Here is a 15,959-nt window from a genome sequence, read left to right on the forward strand (position 1 = left end):
TGCCATTTAAAGATCAAGAGATCGCAGCCTTCGGCAGCTCCAACAATTTGAAATGCGTTCCCTTGTAGGAGCTGCCGAAGGCTGCGATCTTTTGATCTTGCTGTTATTTAAAAACCAAAGCCTCTGGCACATCGATATCCCACAACACCCCGGGATCATCCACCGCCACCTCAACCACCCTGCCCTGCTTGAATAAAGGACGGGCCCCGCGATCACCGCTCAACGCCAGCAACCCCGCACCAAACGACCGGCCAAATCCCACCGGATGCCCAAACTCACCGTCCTGCACCGGCACGCTCACCGCATCATCAGCCATCGCCGCAACAACCCGCTCAATACTCGAGGGCAAGATAAACGGCATATCCCCCAGCACAATCAGCCAGCCATCCGCTTGCGGGCACGTCGCAATTCCCGCCGCAATGCTGTCGCCCATGCCGGTCGTGCCAATCGTCACAACTTCACAGCCATACGCCTGAGCCATACGCATCGCTTGCGGTCGTTCTTCCGTCGTGACCAGTACACGCTTGTCGAGGCTCGCCGGCAAATTCACCAGCACCTGCTCGATCACCGAGCGCACCGCGCCATCGCGACCGGCGCAATCGGCGAGCAACTTATCCTTGTCCGCACCCGCCACTTTGCGAAAGCGACTGCCCTCGCCTGCGGCCAACACAATCACGCCAATGGTTCGGCTCATGCGCCCTCCACGGGTTTCTTCTGCTTCAACTCAACGCCGTTTTTGATCGCGACAATCTCTGCGAGCAAAGACAAGGCAATCTCCGCCGGCGAACGACTGCCGATGTGCAGACCGATCGGCCCATGCAATCGAGCAATCGCCTCTACCGACAAGCCTAGCTGAGCCAGATTCTCCCGGCGCTTCAAACTATTGACCCGCGAGCCGAGTGCGCCGACGTAGAAGGCCGGCGAATCCAGCGCGGTCAGTAAGGCCATGTCATCCAGACGCGGATCGTGGGTCAACGCGACAATCGCTGTGCGCTCATCGGTCTGAATGTTCAACACCGCCTCATCCGGCATACCCTTAACGAAGCGACCGTGCTGCTCTTCCCAGCCATAAACGAACTCAGTGCGCGGATCGCAGATCAGCACTTCGAAATCCAGCAGTCGCGCCATGTCCGCCACGTAGCGTGACAATTGCCCGGCACCGATCAACAGCAAGCGCCAGCGCGGGCCGTAAATCGCGCGCAGAAGCTTGCCGTCGAACTCCAGAGCATCGGTTTTGCTCGCCGCTGTCAAAACCACTTCACCGGTTTCGATATTCAGTTCGCGGGCGACGATTTCGTGGGCTTCACAACGCGCGAGCAGCTCGGCGACCCACTGCGGATCGCCAACCCGCTCTTCGGTCAGGCGCAGCGTACCGCCGCAAGGCAAGCCAAACCGCGCCGCTTCTTCGCGGGTCACGCCGTAGGTGATCAGTTGCACCGGCGGCCCGTCGCTGGCAATCCGTCCATCGTGCAGGCGGGCGATCAAGTCATCCTCGACGCAGCCGCCCGACACCGAACCGATCACCACGCCATCCTCGCGCAGGGCGAGCATCGCACCGGGCGCCCGAGGCGCGGTGCCCCAGGTTTGCACGACGCTAAACAACACCACCCGCTGCCCGGCGCGGCGCCATTCGAGCACGCTGCGCAGAACATTGAGGTCGACACTGTCCATCAGGCGTCCGCCTTCTGCCAATCCTGCAGTTGATAACGCACGGGCAAGTTACGAATGCGCTTGCCCGTGGCAGCAAAAATCGCATTGCACAGTGCCGGCGCAATCGGCGGCACACCCGGTTCGCCGACACCGCCCAACGGCACGTCGCCCGGCGGCGTCACCAGATGCACTGCGACCTCCTTCGGCGCCAGCGACATGCGCGCCACTTCGTACATATGGAAGTTGTCCTGCTGAACCTTGCCGTCCTTGAAGCTGATTTCACCCAGCACCGCGTTACCGAGGCCCATCACGCAGGCGCCTTCGAACTGCGAGCGAATCCGCTCAGGGTTGATCTGCGGCCCGCAATCCACGGCGATGTCAGCTTTGTGCACGATCAGCGTGCCATCGTCTTTAACCTCGACTTCGATCACCGCCGCCACATAGGTGACGAAGCTGTAATGCACCGCCAGCCCCAAGCCACGGCCCTTGGGTAATTTACGCCCCCAACCGGCGGCTTTGGCAGCGGTTTCCAGCACGGTGCGCATGCGCCCGGTATCGATCGGATAACGCTCGGGGGATTCGCCGTAATTCCACTCTTCGCTCAAGGTGCGCGGGTCAATCTGCCGATCCGGGCCGAGCAGTTTGATCTGGTACTTGAGCGGATCCTCACCGGCCTTGTGCGCCAGCTCATCGACGAAACTCTGGATGGCGAAACCATGAGGAATGTTCGACACCGAGCGATACCAGCCGACCCGCGTGTGCACGGTCGCTTCGGGGTTTTCCAGACGTACGTTGGGAATGGCGTAGGCCATGTTGGTGAAGCCCATGCCCAGCTCGAACGCCGCTTCGTGGTTCATGCCCGGCGCGAACAGCGCGGTGATGCTCGGTGCCACGGTGCGATGCAACCAGCCGGACGGCATGCCGTCCTTGCCGACGCTTGCTTTCAAATATTCGGCGGACACGGTGTGGAAGTACGAGTTGTGGATGTCATCTTCACGCGTCCACTGCACTCGCACGGCCTTGCCGGGAAATTCTTTGGCGAGAATCGCCGCTTCAACGACGAAGTCCGGTTTCGACTTGCGCCCGAAACCGCCGCCAAGCAGCGTGACATTGAAGGTGACGTTGTCGAAGGGCAGCCCGAGGCGTTCGGCAATGCGTTCGCGGGTGACTTGCGGCGCCTGACTCGGTGCCCAGGCTTCACAGACACCGTCCTTGTAACGGGCGATGGCGACCATTGGCTCCATCGGTGCCTGCGCCAGATGCGGCAAATAATACGAAGCTTCGAGTGTGCTGGCAGCGCCGCTCAGCGCCTTGTCGATATCGCCGGTGTTGCGCACCACTTTGCCGGGTTTCAGCGACGCGGCTTCGAGTTCCTTGCGATAGGCGATCGAGTCGTAACTGGCGTTGGGGCCGTCGTCCCACTCGATCTTCAGCGCTTCGCGGCCCTTGATTGCAGCCCAGGTATTGCTGGCCACCACCGCCACGCCACCCAATGGCTGAAATTCAGAAGGCAGTGGACGACCTTCAATCTGGAGCACTTTAAGCACTCCGGGGACTTTCAGTGCAGCGCTGTCATCCAGCGATTTGACCTTGCCGCCACACACCGCCGGACGGGCGATGGTCGCGTAAACCATGCCGTCGAAATGCACGTCGGCACCGTACACCGCGCGGCCGTTGACGATATCGGCACCGTCGATGGCTTTGGTGCCTTCCTTGCCGATGTAGCGAAATTCCGACGGTTGCTTGAGGCGCAGGCTGTCACGCGCTGGCACCGCCAACGCACTCGCGGCAGCGGCCAGTTCGCCATAACCCAGCTCACGGCCAGACGGTTTGTGAATGACTTTGTGCAACTGCGCGTGGCATTCGCCGACCGGCACTTTCCACTGCGTGGCCGCCGCTTGTTCAAGCATCGTCCGCGCTGCAGCACCGCAACGCCGCATCGGTTCGTACCAGTGACGCATGCTGCGCGAACCGTCGGTGTCCTGATTACCGAAGCGCACTTCATCGCCTGGCGCCTGCTGCACTTTGACCTTGGCCCAATCGGCGTCCAGTTCATCGGCGACGACCATGGTCAGACTGGTGCGCACGCCCTGCCCCATCTCCGAACGGTTGCAGACCACGGTGACCGTGCCGTCAGCGGCAATGCTCACGTAGACTTTCGGGTCATCGATCCAGCCGTTGGGCATGCCATCAGCGCCGAATTTCTTTTCTTTCTCGTCGGCCAGCGCATCTTGCCAACCCCAACTCGCGGCCAGCACCAACGCGCCCGTCGCGCCGACGCCTTTGAGGAAACCGCGGCGACTGAGATTGCTCAGGGCGAAATCATTCGGAAGGCGACTCATGCTTTCGCCTCCTTCAAATGCGTGGAGGCTTGGCGGATCGCGGTTTTGATGCGGTTATAAGTGCCGCAGCGGCAGATGTTGCCGACCATGGCTTCTTCGATCTGCTCGTCGCTCGGGTTTGGATTGGTTTTGAGCAACGCGGTGGCCGACATGATTTGCCCGCCCTGACAGAAACCGCACTGCGCGACTGCCGTATCGAGCCAGGCTTGCTGGACGACTTGCCCGACCGGATCGGCATGCAGGTTGTCGATGGTGGTGACGTTCTGCCCGATCACCGAGCCGATCGGCGTGATGCAACTGCGCGCCGGCAAACCATCGATATGAATGGTGCACGCGCCACACAGGCCCATGCCGCAGCCGAACTTGGTGCCGTTGTAACCGGCAACGTCGCGGATCGCCCAAAGCAGCGGCATGTCCTCCGTGACGTCGAGAGAATGATCCTGGCCATTGAGTTTCAGGGTAATCATGGGCACGCCCGCATATTTTTGGTGGTTATGGGGTCGAGCAATCTGCCGCCGTTGCATCGGCGGTGGTTCACGCAGATCGACTCAGGCTAATGAGGCTCTCTTGTGTCGACGCGAACGTCTGCACCGGGCCTTTGGTGGAGCAAATGACGGTTATCGTTAGCTCGCTAAGTTAACCCAACATTAACGAAAAAGCCCTGCTGAGACAGGGCTTTTCAGTGGCGAGTTTTTAGCTTCAAGCTGCAAGTAAAAGCAGTAGCTGGCTCACGCTCAAGATTGTAGCTTGCCGCTAGAAGCTTGAAGCTCGCAGCTGCTTCAATACCGATTGGGCTCCATTTCCAGGTCGACATTGAAACGTTCGGCAATGTCTTTCTGGATACGTTGCGCCAGATCGAGCAATTGCAGGCCGGTCGCCGCGCCGTAATTGACCAGCACCAGCGCCTGCAATTTGTGCACGCCGGCATCGGCTTCACGGAAACCTTTCCAACCGGCGCGTTCGATCAGCCAGCCCGCCGCCAGCTTCATCTGCCCGTCCGGCTGCGCATAAGCCACCACATCCGGGTGCTGCGCTTTGATCTGCGCGACGATGGCCGCCGACACCAGCGGGTTCTTGAAGAAACTGCCGGCATTGCCGAGCACCGCAGGATCCGGCAGTTTTTCGCTGCGGATGCTGCAAATCGCGCGGCTGACGTCGGTCGGCGTCGGTTGTTCGATGCCCTGCTCGGTCAGGCGCTGACGCACCGGGCCGTATTCCAGATGCAGATGGGCGACGCGATCCAGTTTGAAACGCACGCGCAGAATCAACCAACGCCCCGGCTGCTGTTTGAACAGGCTGTCGCGGTAGGCAAAGTTGCACTCTTCGAGGCTGAAGTCGCGCAGCTCGCCGGTCTGGCGATCCAGCGCGGTGAGCCCGGCAAAGACATCCTTGATCTCGACACCGTAAGCGCCAATGTTCTGCATCGGCGCAGCACCTACGGTGCCAGGAATCAGGCTGAGGTTTTCCAGTCCGGAAAATCCTAGCGCCAGCGTGTGCTGCACGAACGGATGCCACGGTTCGCCCGCTTCTGCCTCGATCACTACACGGTTGCCGTCGTCGCTGATCACACGAATCCCGCGTGTAGCCATGCGCAGCACCAGCGCCGGAATATCTGCCGTGAGCAGCAAATTGCTGCCACCGCCGATCACCAGCAGCGGCACATCATGAGCAACGGCATAGGCCAGCGCTTCACGAACATCGCCATCGCTATGGGCTTCGGCGAACAGTTGCGCGCGAACGTCGACGCCAAAACTGTTGAACGGTTTCAGGGAAACCTGCGGTTGCACCTGCAAACTCATAACCGGCCCTTCACTTCGATCAACAATTGGTCACAAGCCGCTTCAATCAGATCCAGCACCTGCTCGAACCCTTGATCGCCGTCGTAATACGGATCCGGCACTTCATCGACGAGCCCGGCATAACGGCGCAGAAACAGATCCAGTTCGGCGCGGCCGGTGGACGGTTGCAGGGCCTTGAGGTTGCGCAGGTTGCTGTTGTCCATCGCCAGAATCAGGTCGTAACTGGCGAAATCGGCGCGGCTGACTTGCTGCGCGCGTTGCGCCGACAGGTCATAACCGCGCACTTTGGCGGCGGCCTGACTGCGTTTGTCCGGCGGATTGCCGACGTGCCAGTCACCGGTGCCGGCGGACGCCACTTCAACCTGATCCGCCAGCCCTGCGGCGCGCAACTTGTGGCGTAACACGCCTTCAGCCGTGGGCGAACGGCAAATGTTGCCCAGGCACACAAACAGAACGCGCATCAGGCCCCCAGCAGGCGACGAACGCGCTCGAGGTCTTCGACGGTATCGACACCAGTCGGCGGCGCGATCAACGCGTCAGCAACATGAATACGCACGCCGTGCCACAGCGCACGCAGTTGCTCGAGGGATTCAGTGTTTTCCAGCCAGCACGGGCCCCAGCTCACGAAGTCCTGAAGGAACCCGGCGCGGTAGGCATAAATGCCGATATGGCGACGGTACGGCACACCTTCCGGCAGTTGCTCGCGGCTTTTGGCGAAGGCATCGCGTGCCCATGGCAAAGTCGCGCGGCTGAAGGTCAGCGCCAGACCGTTGATGTCGCTGACGACCTTGACCACGTTCGGATTGAACAGGGTTTCCACGTCTTCGATCGGCTCGGCCAGCGTGGCCATGCGCGCTTCGGTGTGTGCGGCCAGGTTGGCAGCGACCTGATCGATCACGCTCGGCGGAATCAGCGGCTCGTCGCCCTGCACGTTGACCACGATCGCATCGGGCTCAAGGCCCAGTTTCGCTGCGACTTCAGCTAGACGATCAGTGCCGGAATTGTGATCTTCACGGGTCAGCACCACTTCGGCGCCAAAGCCTTTGCAGGCCTCGACGATGCGCGGATCGTCAGTCGCGACGACCACGCGGCTCGCGCTGCTTTTGCTCGCCTGTTCCCAGACGTGCTGGATCATCGGCTTGCCGGCGATGTCCAGCAGCGGTTTGCCGGGCAGACGGGTCGAGGCGTAACGCGACGGGATGACAACGGTGAACGCGGTGGTCATTTATCCAGACGCTCGTCGGTGGTCAGGGTGCGGGCTTCGCTTTCGAGCATCACCGGAATGCCGTCGCGGATCGGGTACGCCAGGCCGGCACCCTTGCTGATCAGTTCGGTCTTGTCGGCGCTGAGCTTGAGCGGGCCTTTGCAGATCGGGCACGCGAGGATGTCGAGCAATTTGGTGTCCATGAACTTTCCCTGATAAATGAGTTAAGGCAAAAGCCGATCGGGCATCAGGCGCATCAGCTGTGTGTCGAACCAGGCCACGAAGGCCGGCGACGGCACGGCATCGACCGCCAGATACCACCAGTCGGCAGCAGCGAAGGCACGGCACTTCACCGCGTCCTTTTCGGTCATCACCAACGGCAATGACGGTGTGAAATTCAACGCCTGCACGCTGTATTCAGCGTGGTCAGCAAATGCATGCGGGACTGCGCGCCAGTCTAGCGCTTCGAGGGTATTGAAGAAACGTTGCGGATTGCCGATCCCGGCGACCGCGTGGACGCTCTGACCCGGCGCAAAATGCTCGAGCGACTTGCGCTCGCCACTGCGCAGATTAACCAGCGCGGTCGGTTGCAGATGGAAAGCGAAACCGTCGTCGCGATCTTCGGTGGCACCGTTGAACAATACGCCGTCGACGCTCTGCAGACGTTCGATCGGCTCACGCAACGGCCCGGCCGGCAGGCAGCGCTTGTTGCCGAGACCGCGAGCGGCATCAATCAACACCAGCTCCAGGTCTCGCGCCAGACGGTAATGCTGCATGCCATCGTCGGAGAGAATCAGATCCAGCGGTTCGCTGGCGAGCAAGGCTTTGACGGCGGCGCTGCGATCGGGATCGATCATCAATGGCACGCCGGTGCGCTGGACGATCAGCAGTGGCTCGTCGCCAGCGATGTCAGCGGTTTGATCCGCGTCAACGCGCCATGGCAATTGCGGAGGCTTCGCCCCGTAACCACGGCTGACCACACCAACCCGCAAACCGCTGCGCCGGCAGTGTTCGATCAACCAAAGGATCATCGGCGTTTTGCCGGTGCCACCCACGGTGATATTGCCGACCACGATCAATGGCACGGGCGGCTGATAAATTTCGCCCCGGCCATCGAGAAAACGCTGACGCTTGTTGACCACCACGCGGCGATACAACATTTCCAGCGGCCGTAACAGTGTCAGGGCCGGGTGCCCCTGATACCACGCGGCGAGCAAGCGATCGGACAGGCTCATCAGGATTTGGGCGCCGCCTCGACAGTGGTCATGCGCAGATGGCTGAAACCGAGCTTGCCGGCCGCGTCCATGGCGGTGATCACGGATTGGTGCTGAGTCTTGCCGTCAGCACTGATCGACAACGGCATATTGGTGTCACCGTTGGATTCTTTCTGCATCGCGTCCATCAACGTCGCCAGATCGTTTTTCGGCAGAATCTTGTTGTTCACCGAAAACACGCCCTCAGCGCTGATGGCCACGTCGATCTGCTTGAGCTGCTGATCTTCGGCGGGCGAGCCGCTGACGGCTTCCGGCAGATCAACGCGCAACTGGGTTTCGCGGGTAAACGTGGTGGTCACGACGAAAAACAGCAGCAGGATAAACACCACGTCGATCAGCGACGCGAGGTTGATGTCGATCGTTTCCCGTGGTTTGCGACGGAATTTCACGCGCGGCCCTCGGCCAGATCGACGTCACGGTCGCCCTGCACCACTTCAACCAGTTTGATCGCTTCCTGCTCCATGCCGACCACCAACTCGTCGATGCGGCGTTGCAGGAACCGGTGGAAGAACACCGCCGGAATACCGACCATCAGGCCAGCCGCCGTGGTGATCAGCGCTTTCGAGATACCACCGGCCAATACCGAGGCGTTGGTGGTCATGCCGGAACCGGTGAAGGCGCTGAAAATGTCGATCATGCCCAGCACCGTACCCAACAGCCCCAGCAGCGGCGACATCGCGGCGATGGTGCCCAGCGCATTGACGTAGCGTTCGAGCTCGTGAATGACGCGGGCGGCGGCCTCTTCGATGCACTCTTTCATGATCTCGCGACCATGCTTGGAGTTGGCCAGACCCGCGGCGAGGATTTCCCCCAGCGGCGAGTTGGCGCGCAATTCCTTGAGTTTTTCTTTATTGAGCTGTTTGTCCTTGATCCAGACCCAGACCTGGCCCAACAGATGCTCGGGGGTGACGCGACTGGCGCGCAGGGTCCACAGGCGCTCGGCGACAATCGCCATGGCCGCGATGGAGCTCAGAATGATCGGCAACATCATCCAGCCGCCGGATTTGACCAATTCCCACACAGTGACAGTCCCCTCGAAAAAGTGCGCCACTTTACCATACCGATCCGCGATTAAGACCCGCCGCTCCGACGACCGTGATGTGCCATCCATGCTGGCACCGATCAACGGGCGAGCGCAGGCGGATCGCGCCAGAAACGCCGCTGTTGACGCATCGTCCATGGCGCTTGAAAGCGGCCCAGTTGCAGATGAATGGCACCCTGCTCGGCGCTGTCGTAGATGCGCAGGCCTTGCTTGCGATAACGCGCCAGCACGGTCGGGTGCGGATGGCCGAAGGCGTTGCCGTGGCCTCGGGAGATCAGCACGGCTTCGGGCTTCAGCGCGTTGAGCAGGGCCATGGATGATGAGCTACGACTGCCATGGTGCGGGGATTGCAGCCATTGCGTTGGCACCGCCAACGGACTGTCGAGCAGAACGCGCTCGGCATGCACATCGATATCGCCGGTCAGCAGCAAACGCTCGCCGTTGGCTTCGATCTGCAACACGCAGGAGCGCTGATTGCTGTCGCGGGCGTCCGCCCACATCCACAGTTGAAAACGCACGCTGTCCCACTGCCATTGCTCGCCACTTTCGCAGGCCTCAGCGCTCAATTCGGCAGGCAGGCCCGGCGGATCGCCGCTCAATACACGGACGACTTTCATGCCCCGCGCAATCGCCAGCGCACCGCCGGCATGATCGGCGTCGGCGTGACTGAGCAGCATCACATCAAGATTGTCCACGCTGAGTTTACGCAGGGCTGGCAGCACCACGCGTTCACCGAGATCGAAATCGCCGAAGCGCGGGCCGGCGTCGTACAGCAGCGTGTGATGGCGGGTTCGGATCAGGATCGCCAGGCCTTGGCCGACATCGAGCTGCCAGACATCGGCCAGTCCTTCGTCCAGTCGCTCGCGCGGCGGCACCACCAGAATCAGCAACAACGGCCAGCCCAGTGGTCGCAGCGGCACCCCGCGTGGCAATAGCAACAGCACGGCGCCGAGACTGCCGAGAATCCACACCCAGATCGATATCGACGGTGCAATCCACGCAGGCCATTGCCCGGCAATCAGTGCCAGCGCGCGAAACAGCCAATCGATCAAACCTCCGGCCAGCCACAGCAGTCCTTCGCCGACATAGGGTAGCGGCAACAACACAGTGCCGAGCAGCGCCGGCGGCAACACCACCAGACTGATCCAGGGCACCGCGAGCAAATTCGCCAGCGGCCCGCTCAGACTGATCGGCAGGTTCAGCGCCAGCAGCACCGGGCATAAACCGATGGCAATCAACCATTGCGCCCGCGTCCACGTTTGCCACCAACGCCACGCGCCCAAGCGGCCGCCAAAGGTGAAAATCAACACCGCCACCGCCGCGAACGACAACCACAAACCCGGACGCAAACTGGCGAGCGGTTCCAGCAACAGAACGCCGTTGAACGCCAGCAGCAGCGGCCACCATGCACCCAGATGACGAAAGCGCAGGCGCCACAACAACACCAATCCGACCATCACGCAGGCGCGCTGCACCGGCACGTCGAAACCAGCGAGCAAGGCGTACCCCAGCGCCGCCGCGAACGCCAATCCGCAGGCCCACGGCAACCATGGCCAGCGCAATGGCCACAGTCCAAAACGCGCGAGCCCGGCGACCAGCAGGTACATAACCGCCGCCAGCAAACCGATGTGCTGCCCGGAAATCACCAGCAAATGCACGGTGCCGGTGTCCTGCAAAATCTGCCAATCCTCACGGCTGAGCCCCGAACCGTCGCCCAGCACCAGCGCCGCCAATGCTCCGGCGCGACCTTGCGCGTCCACTGCCAGCAAGCGCTGACGAATGCTGTCGCGCCAGGCCCAGCGTGCTTCACTCAGGCGCTGGCCATCCTTGATTGTGCCGGTCGCGCCGACACGTTGCGCGAGCAGCCACGCCTCGTGATCGAACGCATCCGGATTGAGCAAACCAACTGGACGCTTGAGTTTGACCGCCAATCGCCAACGCTCGCCGCTGTTGACCGGCGGCCCGGCGTACCAGGCCAGACGCAGCAGCGACGGCAGTTTTTCGTGTCGCGAGTGCGCATCGGCCAGTTCGAAACGCACCACGCCGTCCGCATTTTGCGGCAAGCCAACCACCCGCCCTTCGAGCCAACGGGTTTCACCGTCGAGATGCGCGGGCAATCGATCATTCAGCGCCCATTGCGCGCTGACACAAGCCCAGGTAAAGCCAAACAATAAAAACGCCAATGGATAGGTGCGAAACGGCAGCAGCATCAAACCCACCACCGGCAACACCAGCATCAACCCGACCGGCGGTAATGCCGGTAAAAACATCGGGGCCAGCAGACCGACTGCCAGCGCCATCATCCCTGTGCGCATAAGCCCGTCCTTGAGAGTCCCGTTCTTAGGCATAGCGGGTGTTGCGCACTCGCGCCGTCAACAATTGTCACAAAGTCTGAATGGGCGGTTCATCGAATCCAGACATACTTGCCGCCTTAACCGACCGAGAAGCCTTATGCCCCGGCGCTTATTCAAACGTTACATGCCCGACCCGACGAGCATCAGGGAACACAAATCCTTACGCTTTCTCGGTAAGTTGCTGCATGACCCGAACCTCTGGCACCTCAATCGCCACTCGGTCGCGCGGGCGATGGCGGTCGGATTGTTTGCCGCTTTCCTGCCGATTCCGGCGCAGATGCTGGTGGCTGCTGCGCTTGCCGTCATGGTGCGCGGCAATATGCCGATTGCGGTGAGTCTGGTCTGGCTGACCAATCCGATCACCATGCCGGCGGTGTTTTTCTGCACCTATCAAGCCGGGGCGTGGTTGATGGATGTACCCGCGCGGCATCTGCCCGATGAGTTGACCTGGGAATGGATCAGCGGTGAGTTGTCGACGTTGTGGCAGCCGTTTTTGCTGGGGTCGGTGGTGGTGGGACTGGTGCTCGGTGCCCTCGCCTATTTTATGGTGATGATGTATTGGCGTTGGTGGGTGGCGCGGCAGTGGGCACGGCGCAAGAAAAGTCGCAAATCCTGAATGCAAAACGGCCTCCGCGATGGGAGGCCGTTTTGATTTGTTTTATCTGGACACGAACTGTAGGAGCTGCGGCACGCTGCGATCTTTTGATTGTGATCTTCAAGATCAAAAGATCGCAGCCTTCGGCAGCTCCTACAGGGATTGTGTGTGTGTGGATCAGGTACGCATCCCGCGTCCACTCACCAGCAACCGCGCACAACCGAGGTACAGCACCACCGTCGCCACCAGCATGAAGGTGATGGCGATGCCGATCTTGATGTCGGACACACCGAGAATGCCGTAACGGAAGGCGTTGACCATGTGCAGCAACGGGTTGACCAACGACACATTCTCAATGCAAAAAGGCCTCCGCAATGGGAGGCCTTTTTGTTTTTTGCGGTCTGGCCAATATCTGTAGGAGCTGCGGCACGCTGCGATCTTTTGATTGTGATCTTCAAGATCAAAAGATCGCAGCCTTCGGCAGCTCCTACAGGGATTGCGTGTGGATCAGGTACGCATCCCGCGCCCACTCACCAGCAATCGCGCACAACCGAGGTACAGCACCACCGTCGCCACCAGCATGAAGGTGATGGCGATGCCGATCTTGATGTCCGACACACCGAGAATGCCGTAACGGAAGGCGTTGACCATGTGCAGCACCGGGTTGGCCAGCGATACGGTCTGCCAGAACGGCGGCAGCAAGGTGATCGAATAGAACACGCCGCCCAGATAAGTCAGCGGCGTCAGCACGAACGTCGGAATGATCGAAATATCATCGAAGTTGCGCGCGAACACGGCGTTGATAAAGCCCAGCAGCGAGAAGATCGTCGCCGTCAGTACCACCACCAAAATCGTCACGCCGAGGTGATGCACCTGCAAATCGGTGAAGAACATCGACAGAATCGTCACGATCACGCCGACCATCAAACCGCGCAGCACGCCGCCGCAGGTATAACCGATCAGGATCGTGTGCGGCGACACCGGCGAGACCATCAATTCCTCGATGGAGCGCTGGAACTTGCTGCCGAAGAAACTCGAGACCACGTTGCCGTAAGAGTTGGTGATCACCGACATCATGATCAGCCCCGGCACGATGTACTGCATGTAGGTGAAGCCACCCATGTCGCCGATCTGCCGACCGATCAGGTTACCGAAGATCACAAAGTACAAAACCATGGTGATCGCCGGCGGCAGCAGGGTCTGCGGCCAGATCCGCGTGAAGCGTCGGACCTCGCGATAAACGATGGTGTTGAGGGCGACGAGGTTGGGACGTAACTCAGAACTCATACCGCCACCTTCGACAGATTTTTCTCCACCAGGGACACGAACAGCTCCTCAAGGCGATTGGTTTTGTTGCGCAGGCTCAGCACTTCGATGTTCTGCTGCGCCAATTGAGTGAACAACGCCGTGATGCCCATGGATTTGTCGACCTGGACTTCCAGGGTATGGCTGTCGATCAACCGCGCGGGGTAGCCGAGCAATTGCGGCGTGACGCTCAAGTCGTTTTTCAGATCGAGCAAGAAGGTTTCGACGTGCAACTGGCCCAGCAACTGTTTCATGCTGGTGTTCTCGACGATGGTGCCGTGGTCGATAATGCCGATGTTGCGGCACAGCTGCTCAGCCTCCTCCAGATAATGCGTGGTGAGGATGATGGTGATGCCTTTCTGGTTCAACTCGGTGAGGAACGTCCACATCGAGCGGCGCAACTCGATGTCGACGCCTGCGGTCGGTTCATCGAGGATCAGCAGACGCGGTTCGTGCACCAGCGCGCGGGCGATCATCAAACGGCGCTTCATGCCGCCGGACAGCGAACGCGACGGCACATCGCGCTTGTCCCACAAGCCCAGTTGCGTCAGGTACTGCTCGGCGCGTTCCTTGGCGATCTTCGCCGGAATGCCGTAGTAACCGGCCTGAGTGACGACGATGTCGAAGGTCTTCTCAAACTGATTGAAGTTGAATTCCTGCGGCACCACGCCGATCGAGCGCTTGAGCTGCGCTGGATTCTTGTCGAGGTCATGACCGAAGATATTCACGCTGCCGCTGGTCTTGTTGACCAGGGTCGAGAGAATGCCGATGGTCGTGGATTTGCCGGCACCGTTGGGGCCGAGCAAGGCGAAAAAGTCACCTTCGGCGACGTCCAGATCGATACCACTCAAGGCCTGGAACCCGTTGCCGTAGGTTTTGGTTAGCTGCCGGATGGACAGAGCGGAACTCATATCTGATTTACGCACCATGGAAGGGAGAAAGGAGACGGCGGCGATGGATCCAACCGCAGCGCAAGTGCGCAATGGTGCTTGCCGCCGCCGTACAAGTACAGTCAAGTGTGTCGATAGTAGGTATTAAGTCAACGCGGTCATAACGGCTTTTTTGTAGGCCGGACGCTGCTTCAGGCGCTCGTACCAGGCTTGCAGATGCGGTTGCGGGGCGCGTTCGATGGGCATCTCGAACCAGGCATAAATGAAACTGCCCAGTGGAATATCGCCCATGCCGATGTCTTTTCCGGACAGGTACGGTTGGCTGACCAGCGCCTCGTCGGCCATGCTCAGCAACTCGGTGCATTCCTTGATCGCGGCGTTGATCGCAGGCCAGTCCTGCTTGTCCGCCGGGGTGCGCAGTACGCCCCAGAACACTGTGCGGAACGGCCCGGCAAAGCTCGAACTGGTCCAGTCCATCCACTTGTCAGCGATGGCGCGGGCTTGCGGATCCGCTGAATACCAAGCGCTATCAGGCGCATATTTAGCCAGCAGATAACGCACGATGGCGTTGGATTCCCACAGCACGAAACCGTCGTCTTCAATCACCGGCACACGCCCGTTCGGATTCATCGCCCGGTACTCCGGCGTGTCGACCACACCGAACGCGCCACCGGCATCGATCGCCTCGTAAGCCAGACCGAGTTCCTCGGCAGCCCACAATGGCTTCCTGACATTCGATGAGTTTTTCCGTCCCCAGATCTTCAGCATTACCGCCTCTTTTCAAATGAGTGGGCGGCCAGCATACGCCGGATCAGACGCGGCTTACATCGCTGTGCATGTCACCCAACAGTTGTGGCTGCTGATCGCCGAACAGGTGCGGATAGCATTTTTCCAGGTGTTCGAAGAAGAAGGTTTCCGGCACATCGGTGAACTGGCCGTGATCGACCAGGTACTCCATCAATTGCGCGCCATCACGGTTGAACGGATGGAAAACACTGTCGTTGATGCCGTCGAATTCCAGCGGCGCGACGTTGAACAGTTCGCAGAGTTTCTGGTTGAACGCCGGTGTGGCCTTTACCCAACGATCGTTGAGGAAAAACTCGGTGTAGCCGTGCATGGCGAACATGTCGCTTTTCAGCAATTCGAGCAGACGTGGCGTCGATAAATGATTCTTCACGTCGGCCAGACCGATCCGCGCCGGGATCCCGCAATGCCGCGCGCAACCGGCGAGCAGCGTGGCTTTGGGCACGCAATAACTCTCCCCCGCCGCCAATGCATAGCTGCCACGCAGGGTTTGCGGATCACGGCTGAAGGTGTAAGGGTTGTAGCGCACCGCTTCGCGCACGGCGTAATAAAGATTGATCGCCTGCTCGACCGGGTCGCGGCTGGCACCCCGGTGTCGTTCAGCGAACTCCACCACCGCCGGGTGGTCACTATCGGTGAAGCGGCCGGGACTCAGATATTCGTGCATGACGACAATCTCCTTGATGAAACTGGAGTCTAG

The 15,959-nt window shown here is 60.4% G+C and carries 17 protein-coding genes and 1 pseudogene; 1 reads left to right on the plus strand and 17 read right to left on the minus strand.

The window, feature by feature from the left end; translation table 11 throughout:
* Positions 1-103: 103 nt before the first annotated feature.
* The 12 genes from KFS80_RS01470 to KFS80_RS01525 all read right to left on the minus strand — a co-directional run bounded on the left by KFS80_RS01470 (position 104) and on the right by KFS80_RS01525 (position 11,626).
* The gene (locus KFS80_RS01470) at positions 104-694 is read right to left on the minus strand and encodes a nucleotidyltransferase family protein (protein WP_212543791.1); all 591 of its coding nucleotides are present in this window, start codon (positions 692-694) and stop codon (positions 104-106) included.
* Positions 691-1,671 carry an XdhC family protein gene (locus KFS80_RS01475; protein ID WP_212543792.1) on the minus strand — a complete coding sequence of 327 codons (981 nt, stop codon included), beginning with the start codon at positions 1,669-1,671 and terminating at the stop codon, positions 691-693. Before KFS80_RS01475 ends, KFS80_RS01470 begins: the two co-directional genes overlap by 4 nt.
* A complete protein-coding gene (locus tag KFS80_RS01480) occupies positions 1,671-3,992 on the minus strand; it encodes a xanthine dehydrogenase family protein molybdopterin-binding subunit (protein ID WP_212543793.1) in 2,322 nt (773 codons plus the stop codon). Before KFS80_RS01480 ends, KFS80_RS01475 begins: the two co-directional genes overlap by 1 nt.
* A complete protein-coding gene (locus tag KFS80_RS01485; RefSeq protein ID WP_053122632.1) occupies positions 3,989-4,459 on the minus strand; it encodes a (2Fe-2S)-binding protein in 471 nt (156 codons plus the stop codon). The genes KFS80_RS01480 and KFS80_RS01485 overlap by 4 nt, the downstream gene beginning before the upstream one ends.
* A gap of 312 nt (positions 4,460-4,771) precedes the next feature.
* Positions 4,772-5,791, minus strand: a complete 1,020-nt coding sequence (gene murB / locus KFS80_RS01490; protein WP_053122636.1) for a UDP-N-acetylmuramate dehydrogenase — start codon at positions 5,789-5,791, stop codon at positions 4,772-4,774.
* Positions 5,788-6,252 (minus strand): low molecular weight protein-tyrosine-phosphatase, encoded by a 465-nt coding sequence (locus KFS80_RS01495; RefSeq protein ID WP_053122639.1) that lies wholly within the window; start codon positions 6,250-6,252, stop codon positions 5,788-5,790. The genes murB and KFS80_RS01495 overlap by 4 nt, the downstream gene beginning before the upstream one ends.
* Positions 6,252-7,016: a 3-deoxy-manno-octulosonate cytidylyltransferase gene (gene kdsB / locus KFS80_RS01500; protein ID WP_053122642.1), complete on the minus strand. Its 765-nt coding sequence runs from the start codon at positions 7,014-7,016 to the stop codon at positions 6,252-6,254. The genes KFS80_RS01495 and kdsB overlap by 1 nt, the downstream gene beginning before the upstream one ends.
* Complete coding sequence (locus tag KFS80_RS01505; protein WP_003174668.1) at positions 7,013-7,198, minus strand: Trm112 family protein; 186 nt, start codon at positions 7,196-7,198, stop codon at positions 7,013-7,015. Before KFS80_RS01505 ends, kdsB begins: the two co-directional genes overlap by 4 nt.
* 21 nt (positions 7,199-7,219) lie before the next feature.
* A complete protein-coding gene (gene lpxK / locus KFS80_RS01510; RefSeq protein ID WP_212543794.1) occupies positions 7,220-8,230 on the minus strand; it encodes a tetraacyldisaccharide 4'-kinase in 1,011 nt (336 codons plus the stop codon).
* Complete coding sequence (locus tag KFS80_RS01515) at positions 8,230-8,658, minus strand: ExbD/TolR family protein (protein ID WP_053122649.1); 429 nt, start codon at positions 8,656-8,658, stop codon at positions 8,230-8,232. The genes lpxK and KFS80_RS01515 overlap by 1 nt, the downstream gene beginning before the upstream one ends.
* Positions 8,655-9,290: a MotA/TolQ/ExbB proton channel family protein gene (locus KFS80_RS01520; protein WP_007908216.1), complete on the minus strand. Its 636-nt coding sequence runs from the start codon at positions 9,288-9,290 to the stop codon at positions 8,655-8,657. The genes KFS80_RS01515 and KFS80_RS01520 overlap by 4 nt, the downstream gene beginning before the upstream one ends.
* A 101-nt stretch (positions 9,291-9,391) precedes the next feature.
* Positions 9,392-11,626: a DNA internalization-related competence protein ComEC/Rec2 gene (locus tag KFS80_RS01525; protein ID WP_212543795.1), complete on the minus strand. Its 2,235-nt coding sequence runs from the start codon at positions 11,624-11,626 to the stop codon at positions 9,392-9,394.
* Positions 11,627-11,762: 136 nt separating this feature from the next.
* Here KFS80_RS01525 and KFS80_RS01530 point away from each other — a divergent pair, with 136 nt between their 5' ends.
* Entirely contained in the window at positions 11,763-12,281 is a 519-nt protein-coding gene (locus KFS80_RS01530) for a DUF2062 domain-containing protein (RefSeq protein ID WP_212543796.1), read from the plus strand.
* 156 nt (positions 12,282-12,437) lie between these two features.
* On the opposite strand, the pseudogene KFS80_RS01535 reads toward KFS80_RS01530, so the two are convergent.
* The 5 genes and pseudogenes from KFS80_RS01535 to KFS80_RS01555 all read right to left on the minus strand — a co-directional run.
* A pseudogene (locus KFS80_RS01535) lies at positions 12,438-12,614 on the minus strand (ABC transporter permease); the annotation flags it as partial.
* Between the two features lie 153 nt (positions 12,615-12,767).
* The gene (locus KFS80_RS01540) at positions 12,768-13,547 is read right to left on the minus strand and encodes an ABC transporter permease (protein WP_053122664.1); all 780 of its coding nucleotides are present in this window, start codon (positions 13,545-13,547) and stop codon (positions 12,768-12,770) included.
* Positions 13,544-14,476 carry an ABC transporter ATP-binding protein gene (locus tag KFS80_RS01545; RefSeq protein WP_053122667.1) on the minus strand — a complete coding sequence of 311 codons (933 nt, stop codon included), beginning with the start codon at positions 14,474-14,476 and terminating at the stop codon, positions 13,544-13,546. The genes KFS80_RS01540 and KFS80_RS01545 overlap by 4 nt, the downstream gene beginning before the upstream one ends.
* Positions 14,477-14,599: 123 nt before the next feature.
* Positions 14,600-15,223 (minus strand): glutathione S-transferase family protein, encoded by a 624-nt coding sequence (locus KFS80_RS01550; protein WP_212543797.1) that lies wholly within the window; start codon positions 15,221-15,223, stop codon positions 14,600-14,602.
* A gap of 43 nt (positions 15,224-15,266) precedes the next feature.
* The gene (locus tag KFS80_RS01555) at positions 15,267-15,926 is read right to left on the minus strand and encodes a transglutaminase-like domain-containing protein (protein WP_212543798.1); all 660 of its coding nucleotides are present in this window, start codon (positions 15,924-15,926) and stop codon (positions 15,267-15,269) included.
* Positions 15,927-15,959: the final 33 nt, after the last annotated feature.

The sequence above is a fragment of the Pseudomonas rustica genome (assembly GCF_018336155.1).
Taxonomy (GTDB): Bacteria; Pseudomonadota; Gammaproteobacteria; order Pseudomonadales; family Pseudomonadaceae; genus Aquipseudomonas; species Aquipseudomonas rustica.

Coding starts and splice junctions, on each gene's coding strand:
- KFS80_RS01480 (WP_212543793.1), bottom strand. CDS start 3,992: ATGAGTCGCCTTCCGAATGATTTCGCCCTGAGCAATCTCAGTCGCCGC.
- KFS80_RS01555 (WP_212543798.1), bottom strand. CDS start 15,926: ATGCACGAATATCTGAGTCCCGGCCGCTTCACCGATAGTGACCACCCG.
- KFS80_RS01505 (WP_003174668.1), bottom strand. CDS start 7,198: ATGGACACCAAATTGCTCGACATCCTCGCGTGCCCGATCTGCAAAGGC.
- murB (WP_053122636.1), bottom strand. CDS start 5,791: ATGAGTTTGCAGGTGCAACCGCAGGTTTCCCTGAAACCGTTCAACAGT.
- KFS80_RS01525 (WP_212543795.1), bottom strand. CDS start 11,626: ATGCGCACAGGGATGATGGCGCTGGCAGTCGGTCTGCTGGCCCCGATG.
- KFS80_RS01550 (WP_212543797.1), bottom strand. CDS start 15,223: ATGCTGAAGATCTGGGGACGGAAAAACTCATCGAATGTCAGGAAGCCA.
- lpxK (WP_212543794.1), bottom strand. CDS start 8,230: ATGAGCCTGTCCGATCGCTTGCTCGCCGCGTGGTATCAGGGGCACCCG.
- KFS80_RS01470 (WP_212543791.1), bottom strand. CDS start 694: ATGAGCCGAACCATTGGCGTGATTGTGTTGGCCGCAGGCGAGGGCAGT.
- KFS80_RS01475 (WP_212543792.1), bottom strand. CDS start 1,671: ATGGACAGTGTCGACCTCAATGTTCTGCGCAGCGTGCTCGAATGGCGC.
- KFS80_RS01545 (WP_053122667.1), bottom strand. CDS start 14,476: ATGAGTTCCGCTCTGTCCATCCGGCAGCTAACCAAAACCTACGGCAAC.
- KFS80_RS01485 (WP_053122632.1), bottom strand. CDS start 4,459: ATGATTACCCTGAAACTCAATGGCCAGGATCATTCTCTCGACGTCACG.
- KFS80_RS01495 (WP_053122639.1), bottom strand. CDS start 6,252: ATGCGCGTTCTGTTTGTGTGCCTGGGCAACATTTGCCGTTCGCCCACG.
- KFS80_RS01530 (WP_212543796.1), top strand. CDS start 11,763: ATGCCCCGGCGCTTATTCAAACGTTACATGCCCGACCCGACGAGCATC.
- kdsB (WP_053122642.1), bottom strand. CDS start 7,016: ATGACCACCGCGTTCACCGTTGTCATCCCGTCGCGTTACGCCTCGACC.
- KFS80_RS01540 (WP_053122664.1), bottom strand. CDS start 13,547: ATGAGTTCTGAGTTACGTCCCAACCTCGTCGCCCTCAACACCATCGTT.